Below are 26133 nucleotides of genomic sequence, written 5' to 3' on the forward strand. Positions count from 1 at the left end.
GAAAGGGGGAGGATGGAGATGTCCATCGGGTTGATTGCCATCTTGTTTTTGATCGGGTTCGTCGGGTCGTTTCTCTCCGGGATGCTTGGAATCGGCGGCGCGATCATCAACTATCCGATGCTGCTCTACATCCCGGCTTTAACCGGTGTGGCAGTCTATACGGAACATGAAGTGTCCGGCATCATCGCCATCCAAGTTTTTGTTGCCACGCTGTCCGGCGTGATCACGTTGCGAAAAGACAAGATCATTCACGTTCCTTTGGTGATGTACATGGGCAGCGCCATCATCGTCGGGAGTTTCATCGGCGGCTACGGCGGCAAGTTTTTGTCCGGGCATGTGATCAACATCGTGTACGCCGTGCTTGCCACCATCGCCGCTGTCATGATGTTGATTCCGAAAAAGGGTCTGGAGGATCGTCCGGTTTCGGACGTGACGTTCAACCGATTTTTGGCGGCCGGCTCCGCTTTGCTGGTCGGAGCCGCCTCGGGGCTGGTCGGCGCAGGCGGTGCTTTTATCCTCGTGCCGATCATGTTGCTGGTGCTGAAGATTCCGACCCGCATGACGATCGCGTCTTCACTGGCGATCACCTTCATCTCCTCGATCGGCTCGGTCGCAGGGAAGCTCTTGGCGGGTCACATCCCGTTCTGGCCATCCATTGTGATCGTGATCGCCAGCCTTTTGGCAGCCCCGATCGGAGTCAAATTGGGGAAACGAACGAATCCGCACGTGTTGCAAGCTGTTCTCGCCAGTTTGATCGTCCTGACGACGATCAAAATCTGGACCGACGTTTTCTAATCAAGTACTTTGCAAAGAAGAAGAGGAGGAACCGCAACATGAGTGACGTGCAAGCCAACAAATCCATCGACTGCAAAGGGCTGTCTTGCCCGATGCCGATCGTTCGCACCAAGAAAGCGATCGACGAAGTTCAGCCGGGCCAAGTGCTCGAAGTGATCGCCACCGACCCGGGTTCTGTCGCCGACATGAAAGCTTGGGCGGAGCGCACAGGACATCAATTCATCGGCACGACTGCTGAAAACGGGACGTTCACACATTATATTCGCAAATCAAACCCGAGCGAAACCAAGCCGGAGCAAACGCATCCTCATGTGATCTCCAACGAAGACCTGCTGGCGAAACTGCCGGACCATCCGGTGATCCTCGACGTCCGCGAACCGGCCGAGTACGCATTCGGCCACATCCCCGGCGCGAAGTTGGTGCCGTTTGGCGAACTTGAAGAGGCGATTGCCGATCTGCAACCGCTCGCCGAGCAAGACATCCACGTGATCTGCCGCACCGGCAGCCGCAGCGACATGGCGTGCCAAGTGCTGTCAGAACGCGGTTTCTCCAACGTCAAAAACGTCATCCCCGGCATGACGGGCTGGACCGGTCCTGTCGAATCCAAATAAACGAGAAAGGCCAGGTGACTCTTAATGGCTGTCAAAGAACTCCGCGCCCAAGAACTGCACGACCGCATCAACGCGGGACACTCCGTGTTCATCTTGGACGTGCGCAACCCGGACGACTACAACGACTGGAAAATCGAAGGCGGCAAGTTGCAATCGGTCAACATCCCGTACTTTGATTTTCTCGATGACAACGAAGACCTCTACCAAAACCTCCCGAAAGATACGGAAATCGTCGTGATCTGCGCGAAGGGCGGCAGCGCCCTGATGGTCGGCGAACTGCTCGACGAACGCGGTTTTGACGTCAGCTACTTGGTGGAAGGGATGCTCGAATGGAGCCAATTCTACCATCCGGTGACGATCGCGGAAGAAACAGACATGAAGCTCGTCCAATTCAACCGTCTCGCCAAAGGCTGCCTCTCCTACATGGTGATCTCCCAAGGCGAAGCGCTGATCGTCGACCCGGGCCGTCATGTGAGCGAATATCTCGAATACGCCAAATCGGAGAACGTGACCATCAAGCACATCTTGGATTCGCACTTGCACGCCGACCACATCTCCGGCGGTCCTGAATTGGCGGCGAAAACGAACGCGACCTACTACATCTCGTCCGGCGAGATGCAAGACTCCGGCATGCCGTTTGAACCGCTGGAGCGCCATGAGCACATCCAGTTCGGCACCGTCGATGTCAAAGTCATGCCGATTTCAACGCCGGGACATACCCCCGGGAGTACGTCGTTCCTCATCAACGAACGCTTCTTGCTGTCGGGCGACACGATTTTCGTAGGCGGTCTGGGACGTCCGGACCTCGGCGGCAAAGCGCGCGAATGGGCGCAATCGCTGTACGACACCGTGTTCTCGACGCTGGCGGGTCTCGGAGACGACGTGTTGGTGCTGCCGACGCACTTTGCCGACATCCAAGAAATCAACGCGAACGGCTATGTGGGGGCACAACTGGGCGACATTCGCCGCAACAACGAGATCATGCGCACCACCGACCGCGAGCAATTCACCGAACAAGTCGCAGGCGGCGTCGGTGCGACACCGCCGAACTACACCGACATCGTCGAGATCAACCGCGGCACGCTCCAAGTCGATCTCGAAAAAGCGACGGAGCTCGAAATCGGACCGAACCGTTGCGCGATCAAACACTCGTAATTTCAAACCCGGAGAGGAGAAACAATATGAACGCAAACTTGGTCGTAGATGCAAAGGGACTTTCCTGCCCGATGCCGATCGTCAAAGCCAAAAAAGGCATGGACACGCTGGAAAGCGGTCAAATCATGATGCTGGAAACCACCGACAAGGGCTCGGTCAACGACTTCCAAGGCTGGGTGAAACAAACCGGACACGAACTCTTGAACGTCCAAGAAGACAACGGCGTCTTCCGCTTTTTTGTCAAAAAGTCGTAAGCGCCAATCCAACTGGAGGGATTGCACATGTTTCATTACACCGTAGAAACGAACAAAGGGATTGACGAAGCGGTTGCCGCCGTCGAAGCCAGCTTGAAAAACCACAAGTTCGGCGTCCTCTGGCAACTCGATCTCCCGTCCAAGCTGCAGGAAAAAGGGGTGGATTTCGCCACCCCGTTCCGGGTTCTGGAAGTGTGCAACCCGGTGGAAGCCAAACGCGTGTTGGAGCAAAACTTGCTCGTCGGCTACTTCCTGCCTTGCAAAGTGGTCGTCTACCAAGACGCAGGCATGACCAAGATCGGCTTGCCGAAGCCGACGGCGCTGATGGGCGTGTTGAAAGATCCTGAACTTGAGGAGATCGCGCAAGGCGTAGAAGAGACGTTGATCCAAGCCATCAACGAAGCAAAATAGAAAGTGGATCGTAGAGAAGGGGAGAAACAATGGCAGATAAGAGCACGATGGTCATCTTCAGCGGTGACTTAGACAAAGCGATCGCCTCGTTCATCATCGCAACCGGGTCTGCGGCGATGGGCAGTGACGTCACGATGTTCTTCACCTTCTGGGGGTTGAACATCTTGCGCAAATCGGAGAAAGTTCCCGCGAAGAAAACGTTCCTTGAAAACATGTTCGGCCGCATGATGCCGCGCGGCCCGGAACAACTCGGCCTCTCCAAAATGAACATGGGCGGCCTCGGCTCCAAGTTGATGAAGCGCATCATGCGCAAGAAAAACATCGCCACTCTGCAAGAGTTGATGGAAACGGCGCAAGACTTAGGGGTGAAGATCATCGCCTGCTCGATGTCGATGGACGTGCTCGGCATCACCGAAGCCGAACTGATCGACGGCATCGAATACGCCGGCGTGGCCACCTATTTGGCGGAAGCGGACCAGGCCAAGTTGAATCTGTTCATCTAGGATGAGCGCCCTGTTGCGTTTTCCATACCAGGAGGGGTATCATAAACATCAACAAACGAATGCAGAAACGGAGGGGCTTTCCGTGGAATACAACGATGCGGTCAAGAACCGTTTGAAGAGAATCGAAGGGCAAGTGCGCGGCGTCTTGAGCATGATGGAGCAGGAAAAAGACTGCCGCGACGTCGTCATCCAGTTGACCGCCATCCGCACCGCCCTCGACCGGGCGATCGGGTACGTGGTCGGCTCGAAGTTGGAAGCCTGCATCCGCGAAGAGATGGAAAAAGGCAACATGCCCGACAAAGTGATCAAAGAAGCGGTGGAACTGCTGGTAAAAAGCCGGTAAGGGAAAACGCTTCGCCGCGACCGCTTCGACGACATGCCCAAAAAGACTCAACTCCCGCGCGGGGGTTGAGTCTTTTTGGGCATACTTCCGTTAGTCTTCACACACCACGCGGTTGCGGCCTTCTTCCTTGGCGCGGTACATGGCGGCGTCGGCGAGGTGGACGAGGTCGTGCGCGTTCAGGCCGGGCTGCCAGCCCGCCACGCCGGAGGAGAAGGTGATGCGGAACTCCACGCCCGCGTCGTACGCCACCACCGAGTGCCGGGCGATGTCGAGGACACGCTCCATCGCCAGCTGTGCCGTTTTGCTGTCGGTGCCCGGCATCAAAACAACGAACTCCTCGCCGCCAAAGCGTGCCAGCAGGTCGGTCGCCCGCAAATTCGCTTGCACAAGCGACGCCAACCCTTGCAACACCAAATCGCCGCACTGGTGCCCGTGCGTGTCGTTGACCGACTTGAAATGGTCGATGTCGAGGAACGCCAGCGCAATCGGTTCCCCGTCGCGCTTCGAGCGATCCACTTCGATCAGCAACTGGTGATCGAAAAACCGCCGGTTATATACGCCGGTCAACCCGTCGCGAAACGCGATCTGCTCAAATTGCCGGTTGCGCGTGATCACGTTGTTCACCCGCGCTTCCAACTCTTCAAACTGGAACGGCTTCGTCACGTAGTCATCCGCTCCCGCCCGCAGGCAGCGTAACTTGTCCTCCAAGTCCGTCCGCCCCGAAAGCACGACCAACGGAATCCACTTCATCCCCGGGTCTTCCTTGAGGAACTTGAACATCTCATACCCGGACTGCGGGTACATCATTAAGTCCAACAACATCAGCTCGTAGCGGTTGTCGTACAGTTTGCGCTTCGCCGTGTCGATGTCGGCCGCTTCGTCCACGTCGTAGCCGCAGATCGCGAACTCCTCCGCCAAGTACGACCGCAAAATGTCATCATCGTCGATCAGCAAGATCCGCCCCAATCCGCCGGAGGGAATCGACGCTTGCCCCATCTCCTCCGTGACGAGATCGGCTTGGTTGCGGGCAATCTCATACTCGATCTTCAGACGAATCAGGTGGTTGCCCGATTCGTTCAAGATCGTCGCCAAGCCTTCCCGCCCGGAAGCAAGCCGGTTGCTCCACTCCCAGAGATCGCAGAGGCGCTCGGAAATCTCGCCGACCCGATGCAACCCGAACGTCGGCGCGCTGCCCTTCAAGCGATGCGCACTGCGGTAGATGTCTTGCGCCAGCGTCGGTTCATATCCTTTGGCGAGGCTTTTCATCGTGCCCTCCAACGTGTGGATCTGCCGTGCCAGTTCGATGATGTATTTTTTCCGGCCCTTTTCTACGAGCTGTTGGATTTTCTCGATCTTGCTCATCGTTTCCACCCCACCCTCTACTCACCTTTGGCGATGATCTTTTGCATCAAGGGCACATAGGTGCGCCAGGTACACTCATCGCGTCCCGTAAAGCCCGCTTGGATCGACTTCAAACTGTCCATTCCCCACATCGAAGTCCAAACGTCGGTCGCAATGTCTGCAGAGTCCCCGGCAAAGTCATACGCATGTTGCACTGGCTGTCGGACGATCGCCGGAAAGTTCCGCGTCTCCCTGCGCGGTCAAGCGGAACCAAACCTGCCAGCTCCACCACGGCGCACTGACCCGTGCAACAGCCGCAGGCTGTTTCGAAGGTTTCTCCTCATCTAGCGGCCGTCCTCCTGCTCCGGGATCATGATAACACCGCTTTTTTCCCGCAGCAAGAGCGTTTGCAGGATCACGTTGGAGAGCTTGCTCGGCTGGTAGGGCTTGGTCAAATAATCGGTCGCGCCCTTCGCGAGCCCGAGTTCCCTCTCATCGAGCGCGGAGGCGATGAAGATCGGGATGTTCGCCGTCGCGTCCCCTGCTTTCAGCCGGTCGATCACGTCCCAGCCGGAGATCGAGTCTTTGAGCATGATGTCGAGCACCACGGCGTCCGGCAGGTGTTCGCCGATCTGGCGCACCGCTTCTTCGCCGTCGCGCAGGTGCGTAACGGAAAACCCGTTGTCCCGCAGCTCTTCTTGCAAGAGGAGCGCCAAGGAATCGTCGTCCTCGACGATAAACAGGCGCGGCTGTTGCGACGACGCCGCCGCTTCCAACTTGGCGGGCGCGGCTTCTTCCGCCGCTTCGCGCGGGAGGTACATCGAGAACGTCGAGCCGACGCCCAATTCCGATTGCACTTTGATTTCGCCCTCATGCGCTTTGACGATCTCCTTGCAGATCGCAAGCCCCAAGCCCGTGCCGCCGATCTTGCGGCGGTCGGAGTTGTCGATGCGGTAAAACTTCGAGAACAGCTTGCTGAGCGCGTCCTTCGGAATGCCCAAGCCTTGGTCGGTGATGTCCACGACCAGCGCTTTCGGCTCCGTACGCAACGCCACGGTGACAACGCCGCCCTCCGGCGAGTATTTGACCGCGTTGCCGATCAAGTTCATCAACACTTGCTTGAGCTTGTCCGCATCGCCGCGCACCCGCGTCGACAACGCACGGACTTCCACGTTCAACTCGTGCTTCGGCGACGAGACCGCGAACGTTTCCACCACCTCCTGCACCAGCGGCAACAGGTCGAGGTCGCCCATCTCGTACGATTGGCGGCCCGCCTCCATGCGCTGAATGTCGAGGAAGTCGTTGATCAACTGGGTGAGGCGCTTCGCTTCTTTGTGAATCGTCGTCAGGTACTTCTGCTGACGTTCCGGCTTCAACTCTTTGGTGAGCATCAGTTCGGTGAAGCCGAGCACGGACGAGAGCGGCGTGCGCAGCTCGTGCGAGACGGTGGAGACGAACTCCGACTTCATCTGGTCGACTTCGTATTCGCGGGTGATGTCGCGGTGCACGAGCATCGTGGCGGCAATTTGCCCCTCGGCGTCACGAATCTTCTCGAAGTAGACTTGGATGACGCGGGTGCTGTCCCGGTGTTGCAGTTGGTAGATCAGTCGCGTTTCTTCATCAAGAGTGCCGTCGAGCGCTTCCTTGACGAACTGGCAGAGCTCGTCGGAGTTGTCGACCAATTGCTCAAACAGATCGTAGAGGCGGTGCGTCACTTCGCGGTTCTCGCGCTCCAGAATGCACTCGCCGATCCACGACGTCCACGTCTCGTTGACTTGCACGAGGTTGCCTTGTTCGTCAAACAGCTGGATGCCTTCGCGAATCGAGTCGATGATCTCTTGGTTCAATTGGCGTTCGCGCTCCGACGATTCGTACGTGTGAAGCTTCTCAATCGAGAGCGCAATCTGGTTGGCCAGCGCTTGCGATTGCTCCATGTCCGCGTCCGAGAAGTTGCGGCCCATGCGGGTGAGCACGACGACGGCGATCATCTTGCCCTTGGAATCGTGAATCGGCAAGTAGAGGTCGGCGAGTTCAAAACGCTCGTCGTGGTAGCCCTTCTCCGGCGGGAGCGCTTCCCGGGTGACGACGAACGCGCGTCCCTCTTCCTCCAAACGGGTGAACATGCCTTCGTGTCCCGGCTTGAGGAAGCGCTGCATCTGCTCGCCGGAGATCCCGACGGACGCGTGCGGGAAGCCTTTTTCGAAGAGGACGATCGCGCCTTTGTCCGCGTGCTGAATCACTTGCACGTTGTGGATGATGCTTCGAAGCAGGGTGTCGCGGTCGAGCGTGTTGACGAGCGCGGCGCTCAGCGAGTTTTGCGCTTGCAAGATCGCTTCTTTTTGCTGCATCTTGATCAGCGTCGTGTTCAGTTCGTCTTGGGAGTAGAGCAGTTCTTCCTGTTGCGCCAACACTTCTTCGTTCTGCTCGATCAAGTCTTGCTCCGTCTCTTGGATGCGCTTGATCATGCTCTGAAGCGACCGGGTCAAAAAACCGATCTCGTCCGAGCGGTCACCGTAGGGCAATTGCAACAGGTTGCCGTCCTCATGGTGTTGCGAGGAAATCGCCAGTCTGTGCAGCGGAGTGCCGATGTCCTTCGCGAGGCGAATCGCCAGCCAGCCGACGACGACCGCGATCAAAACCAAGTAAAGCCCGGTGAGCAGCGCCATCGTGTCGAGGCTGCGGGAGGAGCGCGATTGCAAATCGAGCATGTGCTGATGTTGCAGCGCCACGTAGTCGATATTGTGTTGACGCAGTTCGTCGAGAAGCTGCGTGTAGTTGTTGTCCTTGGAGAGCTTCCACAGCTCGTCGCGGTTCTCCGACGCTTGGAACTGCTTCATCGTCGTCGGAACGACTTCGTGGAAGAACTTGTCGTAGCCGTTCTGCACGGTGGTGAGGTACGCGGCGTCTTCCGCCGTCAACTCCAGCTTCCGGAAGTCGGCCATCGCGCTCTCCCAGTCCTTCTGCTTGGCGGTAAGTTTGTCTTGGAACGTCGGCACGCCGACCGCCAAGTACCCGCGCAGTTCGGCAATCGACCCGATGGTGTCTTGCTGAATGCGGTCGGAGAGGCGCGATTTCTGGTCGACGAGTTGGACTTGAGCATCGTGACGGGATTGCAAGATGTGTTCGACGATATACATCGTCCCGCCGCCGGCCGTGATCAACACGATCAACACGATCATGTACGCGGTGAGGCGGCGGGCGATCCCTTGCCGGATCGGAGTCTGGATCATCCGAGGATTTCCTCAACCAAATTGACCAATTCCATCGGCGAAAACGGCTTGGCGAGGAAGTAGTCGACGCCGGTTTTGCGGGCGAGGTCTTGGTCGGACTTCTGACTTTTTGCCGTCAACATCATGATCTTGAACTCCGACTTGGACCCGTTCAGCGCGCGGGTTTTCTCCACGACTTCAAGGCCGGTCATGCCGGGCATCATGTAGTCGAGCAGCACCAAGTCATATTCGTTTGCGAGAATTTTTTCAAAGGCTTCGATGCCGTCCACCGCTTCGTCGATTTCGTACCCGCAGTCTTCCAGCGAATCGACCACCAACATTCTCAACACGTCTTCGTCTTCTGCCAAAAGCAATCTAGGTGCCATCTTCACAACCCCCAGTGAAAAAATTAATTCGAAACGCCCTTGCGCTTCATGTCCCCCCATCCCTGCTGTTTGCGCAGGAATTGCCATGTTCCTTCCAACCGCCAATACGTGTTCAGCGGACGATACCAAAACGTCTCGGTCAACGCGTAGAGGCAGAGTTTCGTCAAATCGGAGACCCGCGGGTATTTGCGCAGGCTCCATTCCTCCAAGAGGACAGCCCCGGCGGAGAGCAGGGACCCGTTTAAAATCGACAACAGCAACAGCGAGGCGGCAAACGGCAAGAACATCCGGCCGGTCGCCAAGCCGATCACGATCGCGAGGTAGCCGAACGCTTCGATCAGCGGCCCCATCATTTCCACAAAGAAAAAGTACGGGAACGAGATCAAGCCGACCAGCCCGTAACGCGGGTTGAAGAACATCCGCTTGTGCAAGCGCAAGGAATCCATCAAGCCGCGTTGCCAGCGCGAGCGCTGTTTGCGCAGAATCGACGCGTCCTCCGGCGCCTCCGTCCAGCAGACGGGGTCGGGCACGTAGATGATCGTGCGCTTCTGCATCTTGTTCTCGCGGGTGAAGCGGTGCAGGCGGACGATCAACTCCATGTCCTCGCCCACCGTGTCGTGCCGATAGCCGCCCGCGCGGACGACGATGTCCTTGTTGAACACCCCGAACGCGCCGGAGACGATCAGCAGCATGTTGTGCCGGGAGAATCCGATGCGCCCCATCAAGAACGCGCGCATGTATTCGATCACTTGCATGACCGCGTACTTGTTGTCCGGCAAGTTGATCTCCAGCACTTCGCCGCGCTCGATCCGGCAGCCGTTGGCGATCCGCACAGATCCTCCTGAGCAGATCACGTCGCCGTCCGAATCGATGATCGGCTTCATCACTTTCAAAAACGCATCCCGCTCCAGCACCGAATCGGCGTCCAGCGAGCAGAAGTACGGGTATTGCGAAACGTTGATCCCGGCGTTGAGCGCGTCCGCTTTGCCGCCGTTTTCCTTATCGAGCAAGATCAAGTCCGGGTAGACCTCGGAGATGTACACCTCGCGGACGCGCTGGGTCTCCAAGCTTTTGCGGACGGCTTTTTGGACTTTCTTCATCGAGAACGCTTCGAGCATCGTTTCCAGCGTCCGGTCTTTGGAGCCGTCGTTGACGACGATGATCTCAAAGTTCGGGTAGTTGGTGGCGAGCAAGGAACGCACGCTTGCCACGATGCCCGCTTCTTCGTTGTACGCCGGGACGAGGATCGAAACCGGCGGCGTAAACGAGGACTCCAGCAATTCGGAGTACGGGCTTTTGTCCTCCAAGCCGAAGAGCTTGCGCAGTTGCAGCGCCGAGACGAGGAACAGCAAGAAGTAAAACCCGGAGACGAACAGCACATAGAAAAAAATAAAATAGTTCACACCTGTAAACACATCGCGCAACGCCTGCATCACGAGGCTCATAGCTGTTTCGCCTCCAGCCATTCCCGCGCCATGTCGCGGGCGTATCGGTCTTCGTCGCTCTCGGCGATGCGCCGGAGGATTTCTTGTCCGCGCGGGTAGCGGAGCAGGGATTGCGCCGACTCTTTGCGCACCCACCAAGAGGAGTCGCGGAGCATTTTGGTCAGGACGTCCACGAATTCATCCTTGGCGACGGCGCCCATCGCGCGCGCCGCCATCAGACGCTCTTGCCACGATTCCGCTTCCGACTTGTCGACGAGCGAGGAGCCGCGCTGGACGTACCCGAACTTCGTAATCGCTTTCAGGGCGCGGATGCGCTCTTCCCGTTCGCGGGAGTACGTCAGTTCCTCGATCGCTTTCACGTAGCGGTAGTCGCCCTTGTTCCCGATGATGTCGATCACGCAGTAGCGAAGCGCCCTAGGCAGGGTGTAAAGCTGGTTGAACAACCGGTCGAACAAGCTCTCATTCATCTTCAGCAGCAACTCGCGGTACACGAAGTCCGGCAGCGGCTCAAGCGCGGAGTCGGTGAGGAAGGTCAGCAGAGCGTCGTCTTGCAAACTCGCGAGAATCGCGTACAGTTGGCAGCGCTCGACTTGGTTGAGTTTGCGGTTTTTCTCCAAGCGGGCGACCACGTCGTCGCGCAAGCTCTCCATGCGAAATTCCTCGATGGCATAGAGCGCGTTCAAGCGCACGGCGTAGTTGCGCGCCCGCATGTCTTTGCGAAACGGCTCCGTGAACACCTGCTCGGCGAGCTGTCGAAGCCGCTCTCCGGCTTCCACGCTGCTCAACACTTGGCTGTATTCCAAGAGCAGATCCTTCAACGCGACGACGTCGGCACTGCGCAGGTGCTGAAGCGAACGTGTCTCGACGCCCTCGACCAAGTGCTTCTGCAACAGCAGCTGCAACCGTTCGCGCCGCGCTTTGAGATTGGAGTTCCACCGCACGTCAAACGACTTCTGCGCGACGAGGTAGAGATACAGCACGAGCAACAGTCCGATCACGCCGACGTTCGCCCACAACACCCAGAGCAGGCCCGTGGAGATCATCGCTCCAACCTCTTGAACAGCCGTTTCACGCGGGCTTCCAATTCGCGGATGCCAAACGGCTTGGTGATGTAGTCGTCCACGCCGAGTTCGAGACCGCGCACGATGTCTTTTTCACTTTTGCGGCCGGTCAGCATCAAGATGCTGTACTTGTCGGCGTCGTACTGCGTGCGGACTTTGTAGACCACTTCAAAGCCGTCCATGCGCGGCAACATCCCGTCGATGATCAGCAGATACTGACCGTCCTGCTTGTGCCACGCGTCTTCAAAAAAGCTCTCTCCCTCGCGGTAGCTCATGATCCTCACTCCCGGCAGCAGCTTGAACTGCTCTTCCAAGAGCGAGCGCACGATCTCGTCGTCGTCGATGATCGCGAGGTACTGCGGTTTCGCCGCTTCCAACGCCGCCGCCGTTTCCGCATGCGCGGCAAACACGTTCCCGTCCCGCAAGCGGCGCAGCGCCAACGCGATCTCCTCGCCCGGCAACGCCTGCATCACGCGGATGTTGATCGTCAGCCACGGAAGCGAGCGGCAGGCGTGCTGCAAGTCGCCCTCCACGCGCTTGGGATCATCGGACGGCAAGACGAGGTAGTACTCGTCCTCCACGCCGTGATAGACGCCCGCGGTCGGAAAGCGCTCGCGCAGCATCCCGCCGAGCTTCTCCATCGCTTCGTCGCCCGCGGCGTATCCGCGCTGTTCGTTGATCTCGCGCAGCCGCTCGATGTCGAGATACGCGAGCACGGCGCGCTCGCCGAGCCAGCTTCTCATCTGGTGCCATTGCTGGTGCAGAATTTGAATCGAGAGCGAAGATTCGCGCACCATCTGGCGCGCAAGATCGCGGCGGCGCACCAGACGCTTGCAGGCGGCCGTCCACGACACCCGGGTCAGCGGGCGTTCGAACACCGCATCCCAGCGCTCAAGGGCGTCGTCGGGCACCTGTTCGCCGATCAGCACACGGCCGATGCCGTGCTCCTCGACTTTTTGCAACAAGTACTGCCCCTCCGGCGTGCGCTCCAAATTCAGTTTGTCATCGACAATCAGCAGATCCGGTTTGTATCGAAAAAAGGAACGGGTCGCGCGCGACGGGGAATCCATCGCGATGACCGACCACCCAAGCCCTTCGAGTTCCGCTTTCACTTCGGTCACGACGGCTGCTTGATCGGTGACGAGCAGCACGAACACGTTCTCCGACACCGGCTCCCCATGGCCCGCGTCGGTGGTGTAATCACCCTCTGCTGCCACTTGCAAGAGCGGATTCAAAAACAAAAACAGCGTGTCGCGGGTCCACGTCTTGGGCTCGCGGCCTTCTGTTTGGCTCTGATGCAAGTCATCGAGCAACAACTCCGCTTGCATCGACCACAGCGGCAGTCCGATGGAAGCCCCCGATCCCTTGATCCGATGCAAAAATTGATAGAGGTCTTCGCCCGAGATCACATCCGCCTGCCGCCAGAGCTCCAATTGCTTGGCGCACTGCTCCTTGAATAATTGCTGGTACTTGCTCAACTTCGTTGCGGCTTGTTCCCCCATCGATTCGTTACCCCGTAGCAGTAATTTTTTATGACGTATTACGAGTGTTCCGTTGTTTTTTATTTTACCATCTCAAGGACTTTACTCCTATAAAAATTTGTGCAAAATCGACAAATTTTGACTCTTGCGCATGAAAAAAAAAGCACCCGACACGATGCCGGGCGCTCCGCCTGTCCTTTTCATTTTTTAGACTTCCGCAGCGGCCACCTGTTCCCGTGCGACTCCGGTCTTCTCTTCTGAGGCTTGGCCTACTTTTTTGAGGAAGAAGGACAGCAGCAAGCCGATGACCGAGATGCCGATAATGACCATGTAGGCGTCGTTGACCCCTTGGATGGAAGCCTCCTTGATCAGTTGCGCTTGCGGGGTGGTTTTGGCCGCGCCCGTCGCGATCATGTCTGTCAGATGCGTTTTGGTGCGATCCGACATGACGGTGACGAGCAGCGAAGTGCCGACCGCACCCGCGACCTGCCGGATGGTGTTGCCGATCGCCGTACCGTGTGCGTTCAATCGTTGCGGCAACTGGTTCAAACCGGCCGTTTGCACCGGCATCATCAGCAGCGCCATCCCGACGCGTCGTCCGGTCGACATCAACAGCAGATACGTGTACGACGTCGAATCGGTCAAGTCGACAAAGCCGAACGTGGTGGCGATCATGATGATCATCCCGATCACAGACAGCCATTTGGCGCCGAAGCGGTCGAACAGCTTGCCCGCCACCGGCATCATGAAGCCCATCAGCAACGCGCCCGGAAGCAGGAAGAGACCGGATTCCAGCGCGGTGTACCCGCGGATGTTCTGCAAGTACAACGGAAGCAGCATCATGTCCGCATACATCGCCATCGTCACGGCGATGTTGATGACGGTCGTCAACGAGAACATGCTGTATTTGAAAGCGCGCAGATCGAGCAGCGGTTCCTTGGAAACCAACTGTCTCCACGTGAACAGCGCGAGGGCTGCGACGCCGACCGAAATCATCGTGAGAACTTCCGAGGAAGACCAACCGAGGCTGCCCGCGCGGCTGAAGCCGTACAGCAAAGCCCCGAAACCGATGGTGGAGAGGATGACGCTCAGAGAATCAAACTTGGTGTAAATTCGATCGGAAACATTGCGCAGATACTTCGCTCCCAGGGCGATGACGAGCACCGCCAACGGGATCATGCCGTAAAACATCGTTTCCCACTTGTAATTCTCCAGTATATACCCGGCAAGCGTCGGGCCGATCGCAGGTGCGAAGATGATCGCCAGGCCGACCAACCCCATCGCGCCGCCCCGTTTGTTCGGCGGGAAGACCGTCAAGATCACGTTCGTGAGCAGCGGCATGATGATGCCCGCCCCTGCCGCTTGGATCAAGCGCCCGGTCAACAAGACCGGAAATCCGGTGGCGACGGCAGACACGACGGTGCCCGCCAAGAAGATGATCATCGAGGTTTGAAACAGTTCGCGTGTGGTAAACCTTTGCATCAGGAACGCCGTGATCGGGATCAAGACCCCGTTCACCAGCATGTACCCGGTGGTCAACCACTGGGCCGTCGCGGCTGTGATGTTAAAGTCGACCATAAGTTCCGGAATCGCGACGCTCATGACCGTTTGGTTCAGCGTCGCGATGAACGCTCCCAAGATCATGATGAACAGGAGCGGCCCTTTTTTGATCGAGCTTGTGACTTCCTGCAAATTGCTCAAATTCTCCACCCTTTCGTACCCGTTTCTTTTTGTGTGTGATTCCTAAGAAAAACGCCCTAAAACCCGTTTCGCAAGTACCCGTAAATCGTCTCCAGATAGTCGTCAAACGTCGTCGCCTCCGGATATTCCTCCGGTGAATCCCCTGGAAGCAGCACATTGAGGCTTCCGTCCATCAAAGGCACCAACGCGCCGTTGAGAGCTCCGGCGAGCATATGCGTGTACCCCTCGGGGTAACGATTGGGGAACAAGCGGTTCAACACCTCTTGAGAGGAGGCCAGGGAGCGGCGCAGGACGCTGAGGAGATAAGGCTCCAGCGTGGGATACTGCTTGGAGAGCACGACGAGTTGGCGCATCTTCCGTAGATACTCTCCCGTAAACTGCAACTTGGTCAGTTGGTACATGACCTCAAGCGGTGTGGTGCTGTCGGGCAAACGTTCGAATAATGCTCTGACTTCGTCGACGTTCTTGGTTGATTCCGCCGCACTCGCCACCGCTTCTTCCTTGCAGGAGTAGTAGTTGGCGAACGTTCGGCGGGAGTACCCGGCGCGCTGCACCACATCCTCGACCACGAATCCGTCCAACCCCCGCTCCATCGTCAGCTCGAACGCCGCGTCGGCCAACGCATGCGCGGTCGCTTCTCTCTTGATCTCACGCAAGCCGTGTTTGTTCACCGCTCGAACACCTCCACCGTCGTTTCTCGTTGTTGGTACTACAGTATCACAAACTTGCCCAATGTGCAATTATGCTCATTGAGCAAGTTTTCGCTTTGGGCAAAAAAGAAACATCCCGCGTGTGGGATGTCATAGGTCGCACGATATAGGAGGATGACTACCTCCCCGATCTGCCAGCATTCATGCTGCGAAGTGCCGCATCCGAATTTTCCATCGTTCGTTTACATTCGGGTTCGTTTCGGTCGGTGAGCATTTCGACAAGCTCTTCAAGGGGATCGGTCAATCCGTTTTTCTGGAAGATGTTCAGGGCTTTCTCGATAGATGCACAAGCAGATTTTGTCTTGTTGCGAGCAAAGAATATGTAGGCGAGATTCTTATACGCTCTGCCTTGCTCTGGATGATCAACCGGCGCAATTCGTAAGACATCTATTGTATATTGTCTTGCATCGGCAAGGTGAATCGCTTCTTGATTAGAACCCCAATAATTGACCAGCGCTTCCTCGGCCCGATTGTTTTGGTAGGTCACGACTCGTACCAAGGAGAGATGGTCGAGTAATAGCTCGAAGTCGGAGCCCGTTGTCAGGTCATACGCATATTCACGTGCCAATACATCACGTTCTAGCGGATAAATTTGTTTGAGGGCGTTGTTCAATGAATGCTCGATTAACAGGAGGAGCAGGTGTTGCCCGGCTTGCGTATTGAGAAATGTTTGGACGTTGGTCGGCAAGTTCACAGGACAATCCCTCGGCTTTCCCGCGTTTTCAGATTGTACGTGAGCATCTCAGAAATTGTCTCATAGGCTTTCAAGGAATCGTTCGTCCGGGCGTAGTGTGCTGACAGTTCTTGCATCGTCTGTTCATACTCGTTGTAGCTGCCCACGAGTTTGTAGCAATCGGCTGACTTCTTGAAAAGCTTGGAGGCGAAGTCTGTTTGGTGGCGTGCTTGTGCGATCTTCGCCTGCACTCTCAGGGCGAGAGCGTAGTGTTCGTGATTCTGCGGCAAGAGGTCTTTGGCTCTCTGGCTTGACTCATAGGCTTGATCCAGTTTTGACCGTTCCACTTGGATTTTGGAGAGTTCCGCGAAGGCAACACCTGCGTCTTCCGGTTTCTTCATATGTAGAAACTCATCTGCAATCTGGCGGACGATTTGTTCCGCTTCTCTAGCTTGTCCGGTTGAAGCTTGAATCACGGCTACCTTTAGTTTCGTCATGACTTGACGGTGTTTATTTTGAGCTTGCTCTGTATACAAAATGGCGAGCTCGGCATACTCAATGGACTCCTCCAGCTGTTCCGAATGAAGGCAAGTCTGAGACATTTGCAGGTACAGATCGCCGAGGTCTTCCAGACAATTCAGATGGAGAAGGGTTTCTGCCAAGCTCTGAAGTGTTTCCAACGATTCTTTGAGTTTACCCATTCGTTGCTGTGCGTTCCCCAGCTCCATTTGGGTGGTCGCGAGAAGTTTCTGTTCGGAAAGCGAAGTCGTGTCGGTGTCAGCCAAAGCCTGCATGAAGTGATACTCCGCAATTTGGTAGCGATGGCGGCGCATTTCGTATACCCCATTGAGGTAGTGGAGTTTTAGGTGAAGGTTTTTTCCTAGATGAACTCGCGCTTTGGAAGAGAGTAAATCAAGTCTTTGCTTCGCTTCCTCCAACATGTCCAGTTGCAGCATGCAAAATATGATGTGGTACGAAACCTCGAACGGTTCCACTTTGGCGTTGCATTCCTCGGTGATCTCATGCAACATACGCAACGCGCTTGAGAATTGCTCGTTCTCGACCAGAGCTCTGGCGATCTGAAAACGCGATGTATAGTTCAGGTTCATCGTCGCATTCTTCATCAAGTCTTCGAGAGGAACTTCGAGCCGAGCTGCAATTTTTTTCAAAACCTCGTGGGACGGGTTGGCTTTGTCGGATTCAATCTGGCTCACCATGGACGGAGTGATAATCCCCTCGGCTAAACCGGATTGGGTCAAGCCCTTCTGTAGACGACAGATGCGAATCTTTTGCCCAAGAGTTTGTGTGACCTTCATGTTAACCACCTCCATGTTTATTAAGCTCATAGACAAAAGAATAAACCACCCAACTTGTAATGGGTGGCTTTTTCGATGGAAGTGTTTGTTGAAATATAAGCGACAGGAAAGTATGTCAGTTTGACACTGACATGTTCAGCTCGTAGCAATGTCAGTCGAAGTGGAGGATTATCCCTTGACTGCAACGATGCCCAAGGGATCAGGGTCATGATAAATTGCAACGGTCACTCCCGAAGGGTCGGGATCATGCCAAGTTGCAACGATTACTCCCGAAGGGTCGGGATCGTACCAACTAGCAACAGTTACACCAGAAGGTTCAGGATCTGACCATTCAGAGGATTTTGTTACAGTAGTTCCCTGCATCATGCATCCGATAACTGCACATAACAGCATCCCAAGTGCTATTCGTTTTAGCACAATACCCTCTCCTTACCAAGAAACTAAAAAAATCATTATCGAAATACAGTTGAACTATTAGTACCCGCGATATTTATGACGATCGTTACTTTTTGATCAAAACAATACCCAGCGGCTCTGGATCAGACCAAGTTGCAGCTTTTGAAAACGTTGCCCCCCCAATCAAGCATCCAAGTACTGCACACAACAGAAGCCCAGCCGAAATTCGTTTTTTCATTAAAAGCCCTCCCTGTCCGCAAACTCAAAATCATTTCGTGAATATTTACGCTCAAGTTCATAGTAACGCATCGCGGATAACGCGTCACCACTCTTTGCGTAGTACTCGAAAAGACATTTACAAGCGAGTATTCGAATTTCTTGACTTACTTGTAAATCCTGAATAACCGCATCTGCATGCATGGGGTCATCCAATAATACCGTACACATGATCTGAACTTTGTGCCAGTATTCAGGGAATTGCTTCAGGACTTCTCGGTGCTCGTCTACAATGTTGAGAGCCGCTTCAAAGTTGCCAAGTTTCATTAGTGATTTCACATAGTCCTTGACTACTCTTACAAGAATTTGTGGAAATTGATTTGCATACTCTATGGCATTTTCTAATAACTCCGCAGAAACACTGTAGTTACCCATAAGGTATTCAGTCCTTGCGGCGTTAATATGCCCATGGCTTATTTGCTTCGGATTTCCCGAATTTCTAAAGTGATCCAAGGATTTGTAGGCGAATTCTCTTGAAGTGTCTAAATCTCCACGGTCCCAATACATAACCATTCGGTTATAGGCGAGAATGCCCAAGACTTGAAAATCATCAGATGACACTTCCTCAACCAATTGGAGCATTTCTTCCGAACCACCGTAGTCCTTAATCCTCGCGCAGGTCATCATAAAGTTTGCAGGAACTAACTTTACAAGTCGATCATCTTGAAAATTCTTGTAGATTTTCGCTGCATACTGGAATGCTTGTTTCCATATTCGGTTTGCCTCTACATACTCTTGCAAGAGAAACTGGATTCTCCCCAAACTGTTCAGGGCGAATCCTCGCTCTGTCGCTCCAAGTGCAACTTGAACTAATTCAGTTGCAAGCGTATGAGCTCTCATCAACATGACTTTTGTTCGCGTTTTTGCTTCAAGGAGTGAAACCAACTCTTCCTCTTTTTTGTACGTATCCAACTGCCGCAAGCGTTCCTCCGTCACTCCCAACCCTTCAGCAATTCGCTCCAGAAGCGAAAGTGTGATCGGACGCTCACCGGCCAGGGTATTTCGAAACGTCTCGCGGTTTTCACCCAATCGCTCCGCAAACGCTCGGATCGTGAACGCACTCCCTTTTTCCTGCATCAATTCGAGAATTCGTCTGCCAATGGGGATTTTCCCAATGGTCATCGTAGCTGTATGTTCAACGGTAGTCATAGGTACTGAACCTCCGGTGATTATCATCAGTTTGTTCAACAGTAAAATCAGAAGCAAAACAAATCACGAATTTAATTATATAAAAACCAAGGTGTCTTGTATATCTCTGGCAATAAAATTTTCTCAAAACTTCGTAATGAAATGTTTATGGCAACCCAGAAAATCGTAATAGAAATAGAAGATCATCCATCATCGCAGAACCGTATGGCACTTTTGTGAGGAAATAAAAACGGGCCGCCGATCGCTCATCGGCGGTCTTACTTTTTGTATCAAAGCCCCTGTCTGCTTCCCTCCCGAAACGCTTACGAGGTTTTTTTATGTCACTGTTGATTCTGACATAATTTCATGCCATGTAATCAACCCCACTATGAGACTCAACCACCTATACGACCTCAGCCATAGGTCTCTCATAAGTTTGCAATCAAAATAGAAACACTTTCGTAAAAATAAATAAGTAAAAGTAATGGACTGTATCAATTTTGCATGTTATAAAAGATTATGAGTTACAGAATATTATTAGGGGAGATTCCATTGAATTACAAAACCATCCTCACCATCGCTATGAGTACGATGCTGCTTAGCTCTGCTCCGGCATTTGGGGCAGAATCCAAATCTGCTGAAAACAACTTTTCTTCCACTACCTTTACTCAACCGCACGCTGCAACTGATGCTGAACTGGCTCAGTACCCCTCAGTGGATGCAAAAGTTACAGTAGAGAAGCAAGACAAGGGCTACGGAGTCCATATGAAAAAACCGCAAGACCCGATCTACTCCTTAACCTCCCCTAACTGGTCCTACACAGGTCTTTATCCGGGGTCTTACATTGATACAATCGCAACATACACCCTTTCCACATCCCAACAAGTTGTTGTGAAAGCAGTTCAATACCCTACCGGTGTGATCTACGCAGGTAGAGTGGCTACAGCTGATTACCAATTGGTTGCCCAAGGAACGGGTGTTACGACAAATAGATACACCGTCAATGGCAATTATGATTCCTCTGCTGTAACGTTCAGTTTCTATAATGTTTACCCCGGAACCTACAAACTGCGAATTTTTAACACCAACACAAACATTGATACCCGTTGCGACATCTCGGGCAACGGCTACGTGTATTATTACTAAGATTTCAAAGTCTACTCAAAGTAATGGTGGGCTTTCGAACACCCCTTCCTTTACCTCGTTAGCATGTTTTGGTACAATTAATCACGCACATCAATAGTGGAGGTGATTTTTTGAAATTCATGAACAAAACCGCCCTAGTCATCACTGGTTTTGCCTTGGTTGCAGGATTTGGTGCCGTATCCGTATCTGCATTTGCCACAACCGATACTCCAACGATGACTGAACCCCACAAGATGACTGAGGAAGAGCTTACAGCTGGAATGAAAGAGATTCAAACGATTCAAACCAAGTTCGCCATCTATGAACGCAATGATCAGGCGAAAATCACCGATCAGGACGTTGTCGTTTCTAATGTTGCCTCCGCGGATGCGAAAACGACCATCATCGCGGAAACGTATGGCACCTTTGTTAGGAAATAAAAACAGGCCGCCGATCACTCATCGGCGGCCTTATTTTTCGTATCAAATTCGCCTTTATTCAGTTTTTGTTCTGGAGAATGAAAGATGTTAAAACCCACGATCTTGATCATAGTAGCAACGATTCTGTATGTCCTAGGCTTGACACAGAAGATTTCAAAGAAACAACCACCAATTCGAATCTTCGCTTTTTCTGCAATGTACTTCTACATCGTATCCGTTTTGTGTGTCGTGTTTTTCCCATTGCCAATCCAACAGAGCTACTTGGAGCATTTGCGCAGCCTGCCCGAACTTCCGCAAAACAACTTTGTGCCTTTCCGAGACATAATAAGCGTTGTCACTCACGACAGGCTTCCTGACGCAATGAAACAGATTGGCGGTAACGTTTTGCTATTTTGTCCGTTTGGTTTCTTGTTGCCTATTGCCGCTCCTCGTTTGAATTTCACAACAGTCTTACTGAGATGCATTGTCTTTTCGATACTGCTCGAATTGGTCCAATTGATTCTTGATACAGTTCTACATTACAATTACCGAACGTGTGATGTGGATGACGTACTTCTAAACACAGTCGGTGTTGCCATCGGGTATTTGATCTGTACATTCCTAGATAAACCACTGGGAAATAAGTTGAGAAACATGCAGACTATCTCGACATAAGATAAGCCCTCGTTTCTTAGAAACGAGGGCTTATTTGTTGATCCGAAGGTTTGCCTACAACTCGATCTTCACCACGTTCGACTCCACGATCCGCGCCGAGAGCTTTTCGACGGCGAGACCTTGCGGGAAGCCGAAGATTCCTTTTTGGATCACGAGATCCATGACGTTGTGGATCTCGGTGACAGTGAGGTTCGGTTTCGGTTCCGGGATGATGAGTTTGGCTTTTTTCTTGAGGTTGGTCATGAAGTTCAGTTCGAGATTGCGTTGCATGGAGAGTCCCTCCTTGGGGCGTTTTTTGGGATTAGATGCGGGTCAGGTCTTCACGGTTGGTCAGTTGGATGTGATGCAGTTGGTACGAGCTCAAACTTGCGAGCGCTTCACCGACGGCGTATACATCATCCTGTGCGGCGGACGGCAGAACGCGGGAGTAGCTCTTGTCTTTGTACAGCGGTGCGCCTTTCTCGTCAAAGCCGGTTTGCAGGTGCAACGACATGCTGGAGAAGCCCTCGTTGGTGTTGATCATGTGAAATCCCTCCTGAAGTTGTTATGTCTTACACCTATACCGTGCAACGTCGGAGACAAAACAGGGACAAAGCAAACTACTTTTTTGAGAAAAAAATAAAAGCCACCCGGAATCGAGTGGCGTGCGTACTGCTGTTCTAAATCAATCGGTAAATGAGATTGGGATAAAGTTCTTGAATACTCCGATTGCCTTCACTTTGTGCTTACTGTCCAACTCCGTTGAGTACCTCGAGAAGAAAACATAGTTAGTAGAAGTAGTTGTAGAATCAAAAATCGGATTACCAAAGACTGAAATAAGGCCCTTCTCCAATGAGTCCTGACTCTTTTCAACCGCTTTCTCTTTGACCCAAGAAATGTAGTCATTTTTGTTCGGATTTGTAATCGCCATCAAGCCAAACAGAACAATCAGTAGAATCCAACCTGATTTCTTCATCTCTTGCCCTTCCTACTATTGGATGGTACTGGTTTTCCTTTATTCTCTTGCTCCATGCCCATCACAAAGATCGCTCCACCAAAACCCAAAATTGAGGCTACGTCACCAGCTTGTTGCGCTACCGATGGATTACTGAACCAACTGGGAACACACAAAATGAGTACCAACAGAAACGCAGCCATCATCAGGTAGTATTTTGTTCTGTCTTTCTTTCCTTTGAACTTAACATAAGCTTGATTGATTTGGTAGGATGTTAGCAAACAGGCTCCAAGAACAAAAATCACCATGACATTGACAGGGATTTTCGCGTCAAACCCCAAATAAAGGGATGCCAATTTCAAAACCGCTACTATCATCAAAACTTGTCCAACGTACTTACTAAACAACTCTCTCACCCCACTCACAAATTATTCTTAGTCAATATACAATCTCTCAATTATATTAGTCAATGGTATGGAGTTATCTCGAAAGTCCTTGTCCCTGAAACCTCTTTTTCGATGCACGGTATAGGTGTAAGAGAATCCAACCATTGGAGGAAGAAGAGATGAGCGACAATCTTTGCACCAAACACGAAGTAGCACAGCGTTTCGATGTCTACGTCGACACAGCTCAAAAGTGGATGGCCTTGCTCGCCAAGGGAGGTTTCCCGTTTACGAAAGTGGGTCAAGCCCGTGCGATCCATGAGAAAGACCTGTCCGTCATTGACGAATTCGTACGCCTGCGTAAGAACGGTATCAAAACGGAAGAAGCCGCCGTTCTTGCCGTCTCTCACTGGAAAGGGCGAAAATCCGATGGAGACCACGGCCCGCATCATTCCGGTGAAGATCGCGGGCTGCATATCCTCTTGGAGATGTTCCAACCCGATCACTTGAAGTGCATTCTTTTGGAGTTGGCTCCTCAACGAGATACCTCGCTTGAAGACATGATCGCCTCCATCGACAAACGCCGCTTGAAGGAAGCCTTGCTGGAGCGGCTTTCGGATCGGGAGGTACGCGATGTCTGCAAACGATTTGTGTGCTGTGCTTGAATGAATAGCAAAGAAGAAAGCCGTGAACTCGTGTCACGGCTTTCCCTCTTTCATGTCAAAATCAGCCTGACAAATTGGTTATGTCAATAAACTCGCGACATTGAAGTCAATATGAAAATGCTCCAAAACCCTTCAGAGTATTTTATTGTATTCCTAACCATTAATAATCTACAAGGAGACCGAGTCATGCTCATACGCCCAAAACATCCAGATTTCATGCATTGCCGAATACGAGCAGGCTTCTCACAAAGAAAACTGGCTCGTGAATCAAACCTCAGCTCCCCGTTTATTTCCCAATTGGAAAACGGGACACGCAATGCCGGGCCGCAAGCTGCGAAGGCGATCTGCGCGTCGCTGGATTGCGGATTTGAAGAGATTTTTGAGCTGATTTCTGTAGAGGAGTCCGAAAAAGGAATGGAAGTGGGGGGAGAGCGTGAAACGTCCAGAAGCTTCTTCAATCTCAGAAGAATGGGTCGTCCTCGGTTCTCGTCTTAAAGAACTGCGCGAAGCTCGGGGTTTGACGCAAGTGGAATTGGCAACCGGGTTGTGTACGTCGAGCATGATTTCCCAAGTGGAATCCGGCAAAGCAAAACCTTCTCTTGATCTGATCCTGGAGGTGGCAAAACGATTAGAGGTAGATGCAGACTATTTTTTTGTGGACAAGAAACCGTCTATGGATGCTCTATCTCTCTGTTTGGTCAATGTCTACTTGAGTGCCAAGCAATATGAACGAGCGGCGTACCTGCTCCGATCTTTGATCAATACACATGGGCATCTTCCCGAGTCTCTCGATTTCCTGATTGATTATACTCTGTGCTGTCTCAATCTTGGGAGATTGGATGAAGCAGAGAAGTACCTCAACTTTATGGGAGATCATGATGAACCCGCGACTCTTGCACGATTGCTTCACTACCGCGGACTCCTGCATTTCCACGCGAAACGCTATGACAAAGCAATTTTCGTATGGAACAAATCCCTGTCTCTCCTCGATGAACCAAACAGACGCACAGAAATTCTATTGCTTCTGACACAAGCCTACGCCAAGCTTGGAAATCAGGAGCGAGTCTTGGAGATCATCGAACAAGCCATTCCATACGCGGAATCGGGTCTTTCGCTTAAAGACCAAGCCAATCAATTGATCAAACTTGCGAAGACGCTCCACAAGCAGGGAGATTATAAACAATCCATCCACTATGCTGACCATGCCAAGCATCTAAACGACGTTCACCGTAATCTCGTAGAAGCCGCGTGCAACCGGGTCGCAATCGCTCTCTTAAAAGCCAAAGAGCAATTTGTGCCCACGCTGCTCGAAACGTCGATCAAACGGTTCGAAAAACTGAAGAGTCCCGAAGCCGGGGCAAAAGCGTTGCAACTGGCACTCCATCTTCTGTATCTTGGCGATGAACCGGCAACTGTCGCCGCCATTCAGAGAGCTAAACCATGGATACCTGACGAGAGCCCTTTCCGTGAAAAACTTGAATCAATCCTTGCCCTGCTTGATGCAAAACAGGGAAGAAAGAGCGGAGAGAAACAACTGCACGAGCAGGCGAACCGCCACTTCTCCTCGAACCGTGTCTTAAAATGGGGAGACGCAATCTCCCATCTCGCGTGGATTCGCGCCGATAAAAATAAGTTTGGCGAAGCTTGCGATCTCCTTCTCTCTGTTCGCAATGCTACTCATGAGAAGATGCAAGCAAACGGGATACGGTTCTCGCATTTCCCAACACAAACAGCCTCCCATTAACTCTGGAAGGCTGTTGATTTTTTATTAGCACATTGCCTCAATTGAGCTGTGAAAATCGCTGTGGTTGTACTTCGAAGCAAATTCCACAACTGTGAGATGCGTGAGGTCGAAATAGATATCTTGGAAACTGTCGCCGACAAAGAAGAAGGGGTTGGAGGCAAAGTTGAGGTCAAATTCATTGGGGTCTTCTGTGGGGGTTACGAGGTGGACTTCCAAATGTTCGTCAAAAACAGCAAGGCTTACGTTCTCATTGATCAAGCAGCCGGAGATTTTGAAGTATCCACCTGTATCCTCATTCGGCCAGCGGATGATGATCGGACGGTGCACGACGGTTTGAGTCAGCATGGGAAGTCCTCCTCTATGGGGTGATATGGTAGAATTGATGCGTTGCGGGGTATGTATTCATTATAACGTTCACTATAGTGAACATCAAACGAATCACTTCTCATTATCATTGATTAGAGTCAATTATCTCCCGAATGCTCTCGTTTGTTCAATTAACGGAACGTATGTTCCTGTACAGAGGAGGTTCATGGTGACAACTCTAGGTGAATTAATCAAAGCAGCCCGTCTAGAATGTGGACTTCGGTCAGAAGATTTGGCTGATGCCATCGGAGTATCTAGAACCTATATAAGCAAATTAGAGAACGATAGGATGTCGAACCCTTCCTTAGAAGTCTTGCGAGACCTCTCTCAAATACTCAAGAAACCGGTGAGTTATTTTTTTGATACACCGATTGCGGTTCAGTTTTTCGAGTCGCTTCCTCAAGATGTTCAGGAACATGTGCGAAAGATCATCCTAGAACCATCCGGCGTGACTTTGGAAAGTGATGGTTCGCAAGTACTGGAGGCGTTTATCTCGTACTTCCGTTCTCAGAGCAGCAATTTATAGAAAAAGAGACATCCCACACGAAGGGATGTCTCTTCGTTTGTGTGTCGCATTTTGAAAGTGCAGAGTGTCGCGGTCACTGTATATACAGCGATTCCCGTATA

At 52.8% G+C, this 26133-nt stretch carries 31 protein-coding genes; 14 read left to right on the plus strand and 17 right to left on the minus strand.

The annotated features are described in order from the left end of the window. Positions 1-18 precede the first annotated feature (18 nt). The 7 genes from EL26_RS19910 (at position 19) to EL26_RS19940 (ending at position 4072) form a co-directional block, all read left to right on the plus strand. Positions 19-795: a sulfite exporter TauE/SafE family protein gene (locus tag EL26_RS19910; RefSeq protein ID WP_038093256.1), complete on the plus strand. Its 777-nt coding sequence runs from the start codon at positions 19-21 to the stop codon at positions 793-795. A gap of 38 nt (positions 796-833) precedes the next feature. Beyond that, positions 834-1406, plus strand: a complete 573-nt coding sequence (locus EL26_RS19915) for a sulfurtransferase TusA family protein (RefSeq protein WP_038093258.1) — start codon at positions 834-836, stop codon at positions 1404-1406. Between the two features lie 24 nt (positions 1407-1430). After that, entirely contained in the window at positions 1431-2561 is a 1131-nt protein-coding gene (locus EL26_RS19920; protein ID WP_038093261.1) for an MBL fold metallo-hydrolase, read from the plus strand. 26 nt (positions 2562-2587) lie between these two features. Continuing rightward, positions 2588-2815: a sulfurtransferase TusA family protein gene (locus EL26_RS19925; protein WP_038093264.1), complete on the plus strand. Its 228-nt coding sequence runs from the start codon at positions 2588-2590 to the stop codon at positions 2813-2815. 27 nt (positions 2816-2842) lie between these two features. Beyond that, positions 2843-3226, plus strand: coding sequence for a DUF302 domain-containing protein (locus tag EL26_RS19930; protein ID WP_038093267.1), 384 nt, complete (start codon positions 2843-2845; stop codon positions 3224-3226). 29 nt (positions 3227-3255) lie between these two features. Next, the gene (locus tag EL26_RS19935) at positions 3256-3729 is read left to right on the plus strand and encodes a DsrE/DsrF/DrsH-like family protein (RefSeq protein ID WP_038093270.1); all 474 of its coding nucleotides are present in this window, start codon (positions 3256-3258) and stop codon (positions 3727-3729) included. Between the two features lie 82 nt (positions 3730-3811). Continuing rightward, a complete protein-coding gene (locus EL26_RS19940) occupies positions 3812-4072 on the plus strand; it encodes a metal-sensitive transcriptional regulator (protein ID WP_038093271.1) in 261 nt (86 codons plus the stop codon). Between the two features lie 90 nt (positions 4073-4162). Here EL26_RS19940 and EL26_RS19945 read toward each other — a convergent pair whose 3' ends face one another. From EL26_RS19945 to EL26_RS25610, 12 genes are all read right to left on the minus strand, one after another. Continuing rightward, entirely contained in the window at positions 4163-5434 is a 1272-nt protein-coding gene (locus EL26_RS19945) for a sensor domain-containing diguanylate cyclase (RefSeq protein ID WP_152559343.1), read from the minus strand. A 323-nt stretch (positions 5435-5757) separates the two neighbouring features. Beyond that, complete coding sequence (locus tag EL26_RS19950) at positions 5758-8643, minus strand: ATP-binding protein (protein ID WP_038093274.1); 2886 nt, start codon at positions 8641-8643, stop codon at positions 5758-5760. Continuing rightward, positions 8640-9008, minus strand: a complete 369-nt coding sequence (locus EL26_RS19955; RefSeq protein WP_038093277.1) for a response regulator transcription factor — start codon at positions 9006-9008, stop codon at positions 8640-8642. The genes EL26_RS19950 and EL26_RS19955 overlap by 4 nt, the downstream gene beginning before the upstream one ends. A gap of 23 nt (positions 9009-9031) precedes the next feature. Beyond that, complete coding sequence (locus tag EL26_RS19960) at positions 9032-10453, minus strand: glycosyltransferase family 2 protein (RefSeq protein WP_238546157.1); 1422 nt, start codon at positions 10451-10453, stop codon at positions 9032-9034. After that, positions 10450-11496: a HEAT repeat domain-containing protein gene (locus EL26_RS19965; RefSeq protein ID WP_038093280.1), complete on the minus strand. Its 1047-nt coding sequence runs from the start codon at positions 11494-11496 to the stop codon at positions 10450-10452. Before EL26_RS19965 ends, EL26_RS19960 begins: the two co-directional genes overlap by 4 nt. Beyond that, positions 11493-13016, minus strand: a complete 1524-nt coding sequence (locus tag EL26_RS19970; RefSeq protein ID WP_038093284.1) for a response regulator — start codon at positions 13014-13016, stop codon at positions 11493-11495. Before EL26_RS19970 ends, EL26_RS19965 begins: the two co-directional genes overlap by 4 nt. Positions 13017-13202: 186 nt before the next feature. Continuing rightward, positions 13203-14639, minus strand: coding sequence for a DHA2 family efflux MFS transporter permease subunit (locus tag EL26_RS19975; RefSeq protein WP_081857358.1), 1437 nt, complete (start codon positions 14637-14639; stop codon positions 13203-13205). A 113-nt stretch (positions 14640-14752) separates the two neighbouring features. Then, positions 14753-15367 (minus strand): TetR/AcrR family transcriptional regulator, encoded by a 615-nt coding sequence (locus tag EL26_RS19980; RefSeq protein WP_038093290.1) that lies wholly within the window; start codon positions 15365-15367, stop codon positions 14753-14755. 157 nt (positions 15368-15524) lie between these two features. Further along, the gene (locus EL26_RS19985) at positions 15525-16094 is read right to left on the minus strand and encodes a hypothetical protein (protein WP_152559344.1); all 570 of its coding nucleotides are present in this window, start codon (positions 16092-16094) and stop codon (positions 15525-15527) included. A 2-nt stretch (positions 16095-16096) separates the two neighbouring features. Continuing rightward, positions 16097-17395: a helix-turn-helix domain-containing protein gene (locus EL26_RS19990; RefSeq protein ID WP_038093295.1), complete on the minus strand. Its 1299-nt coding sequence runs from the start codon at positions 17393-17395 to the stop codon at positions 16097-16099. Between the two features lie 502 nt (positions 17396-17897). Further along, positions 17898-18029: a hypothetical protein gene (locus EL26_RS26525; RefSeq protein WP_274518903.1), complete on the minus strand. Its 132-nt coding sequence runs from the start codon at positions 18027-18029 to the stop codon at positions 17898-17900. Next, the gene (locus EL26_RS25610) at positions 18029-19216 is read right to left on the minus strand and encodes a transcriptional regulator (RefSeq protein ID WP_038093297.1); all 1188 of its coding nucleotides are present in this window, start codon (positions 19214-19216) and stop codon (positions 18029-18031) included. The genes EL26_RS26525 and EL26_RS25610 overlap by 1 nt, the downstream gene beginning before the upstream one ends. 531 nt (positions 19217-19747) lie before the next feature. Here EL26_RS25610 and EL26_RS20000 point away from each other — a divergent pair. The 3 genes from EL26_RS20000 to EL26_RS26780 all read left to right on the plus strand — a co-directional run bounded on the left by EL26_RS20000 (position 19748) and on the right by EL26_RS26780 (position 21414). Next, a complete protein-coding gene (locus tag EL26_RS20000) occupies positions 19748-20341 on the plus strand; it encodes a hypothetical protein (protein ID WP_038093300.1) in 594 nt (197 codons plus the stop codon). A 110-nt stretch (positions 20342-20451) separates the two neighbouring features. Then, positions 20452-20760 (plus strand): hypothetical protein, encoded by a 309-nt coding sequence (locus tag EL26_RS20005; protein ID WP_038093303.1) that lies wholly within the window; start codon positions 20452-20454, stop codon positions 20758-20760. Between the two features lie 195 nt (positions 20761-20955). Further along, positions 20956-21414, plus strand: a complete 459-nt coding sequence (locus EL26_RS26780) for a VanZ family protein (RefSeq protein ID WP_420802078.1) — start codon at positions 20956-20958, stop codon at positions 21412-21414. Between the two features lie 54 nt (positions 21415-21468). Here the strand turns inward: EL26_RS26780 and EL26_RS20015 are convergent, their stop codons facing one another. The 4 genes from EL26_RS20015 to EL26_RS20030 form a co-directional block, all read right to left on the minus strand. Continuing rightward, entirely contained in the window at positions 21469-21684 is a 216-nt protein-coding gene (locus EL26_RS20015) for a DUF2922 domain-containing protein (protein WP_081857355.1), read from the minus strand. Positions 21685-21715: 31 nt separating this feature from the next. Beyond that, positions 21716-21937 carry a DUF1659 domain-containing protein gene (locus EL26_RS20020; RefSeq protein ID WP_038093309.1) on the minus strand — a complete coding sequence of 74 codons (222 nt, stop codon included), beginning with the start codon at positions 21935-21937 and terminating at the stop codon, positions 21716-21718. A 141-nt stretch (positions 21938-22078) separates the two neighbouring features. Beyond that, the gene (locus EL26_RS20025; RefSeq protein WP_038093312.1) at positions 22079-22369 is read right to left on the minus strand and encodes a DUF4359 domain-containing protein; all 291 of its coding nucleotides are present in this window, start codon (positions 22367-22369) and stop codon (positions 22079-22081) included. Further along, on the minus strand, positions 22366-22755 hold the full coding sequence (locus EL26_RS20030) for a hypothetical protein (protein ID WP_038093315.1): 390 nt from the start codon (positions 22753-22755) through the stop codon (positions 22366-22368). Before EL26_RS20030 ends, EL26_RS20025 begins: the two co-directional genes overlap by 4 nt. 158 nt (positions 22756-22913) lie before the next feature. On the opposite strand from EL26_RS20030, the gene EL26_RS20035 reads away from it, so the two are divergent. The 3 genes from EL26_RS20035 to EL26_RS20045 all read left to right on the plus strand — a co-directional run bounded on the left by EL26_RS20035 (position 22914) and on the right by EL26_RS20045 (position 25140). Beyond that, positions 22914-23396, plus strand: coding sequence for a hypothetical protein (locus EL26_RS20035; RefSeq protein WP_152559345.1), 483 nt, complete (start codon positions 22914-22916; stop codon positions 23394-23396). A 216-nt stretch (positions 23397-23612) separates the two neighbouring features. Next, a complete protein-coding gene (locus tag EL26_RS20040) occupies positions 23613-23891 on the plus strand; it encodes a helix-turn-helix transcriptional regulator (RefSeq protein ID WP_238546158.1) in 279 nt (92 codons plus the stop codon). Beyond that, positions 23830-25140: a helix-turn-helix domain-containing protein gene (locus EL26_RS20045; protein WP_081857356.1), complete on the plus strand. Its 1311-nt coding sequence runs from the start codon at positions 23830-23832 to the stop codon at positions 25138-25140. The genes EL26_RS20040 and EL26_RS20045 overlap by 62 nt, the downstream gene beginning before the upstream one ends. Positions 25141-25164: 24 nt before the next feature. Here EL26_RS20045 and EL26_RS20050 read toward each other — a convergent pair whose 3' ends face one another. After that, positions 25165-25485, minus strand: a complete 321-nt coding sequence (locus EL26_RS20050; RefSeq protein ID WP_038093327.1) for a hypothetical protein — start codon at positions 25483-25485, stop codon at positions 25165-25167. A 190-nt stretch (positions 25486-25675) separates the two neighbouring features. On the opposite strand from EL26_RS20050, the gene EL26_RS24150 reads away from it, so the two are divergent. Continuing rightward, the gene (locus tag EL26_RS24150) at positions 25676-26032 is read left to right on the plus strand and encodes a helix-turn-helix domain-containing protein (RefSeq protein ID WP_161780762.1); all 357 of its coding nucleotides are present in this window, start codon (positions 25676-25678) and stop codon (positions 26030-26032) included. The last annotated feature ends 101 nt before the right edge of the window (positions 26033-26133 follow it).

This window comes from Tumebacillus flagellatus, assembly GCF_000714935.1.
Taxonomy (GTDB): domain Bacteria; phylum Bacillota; class Bacilli; order Tumebacillales; family Tumebacillaceae; genus Tumebacillus; species Tumebacillus flagellatus.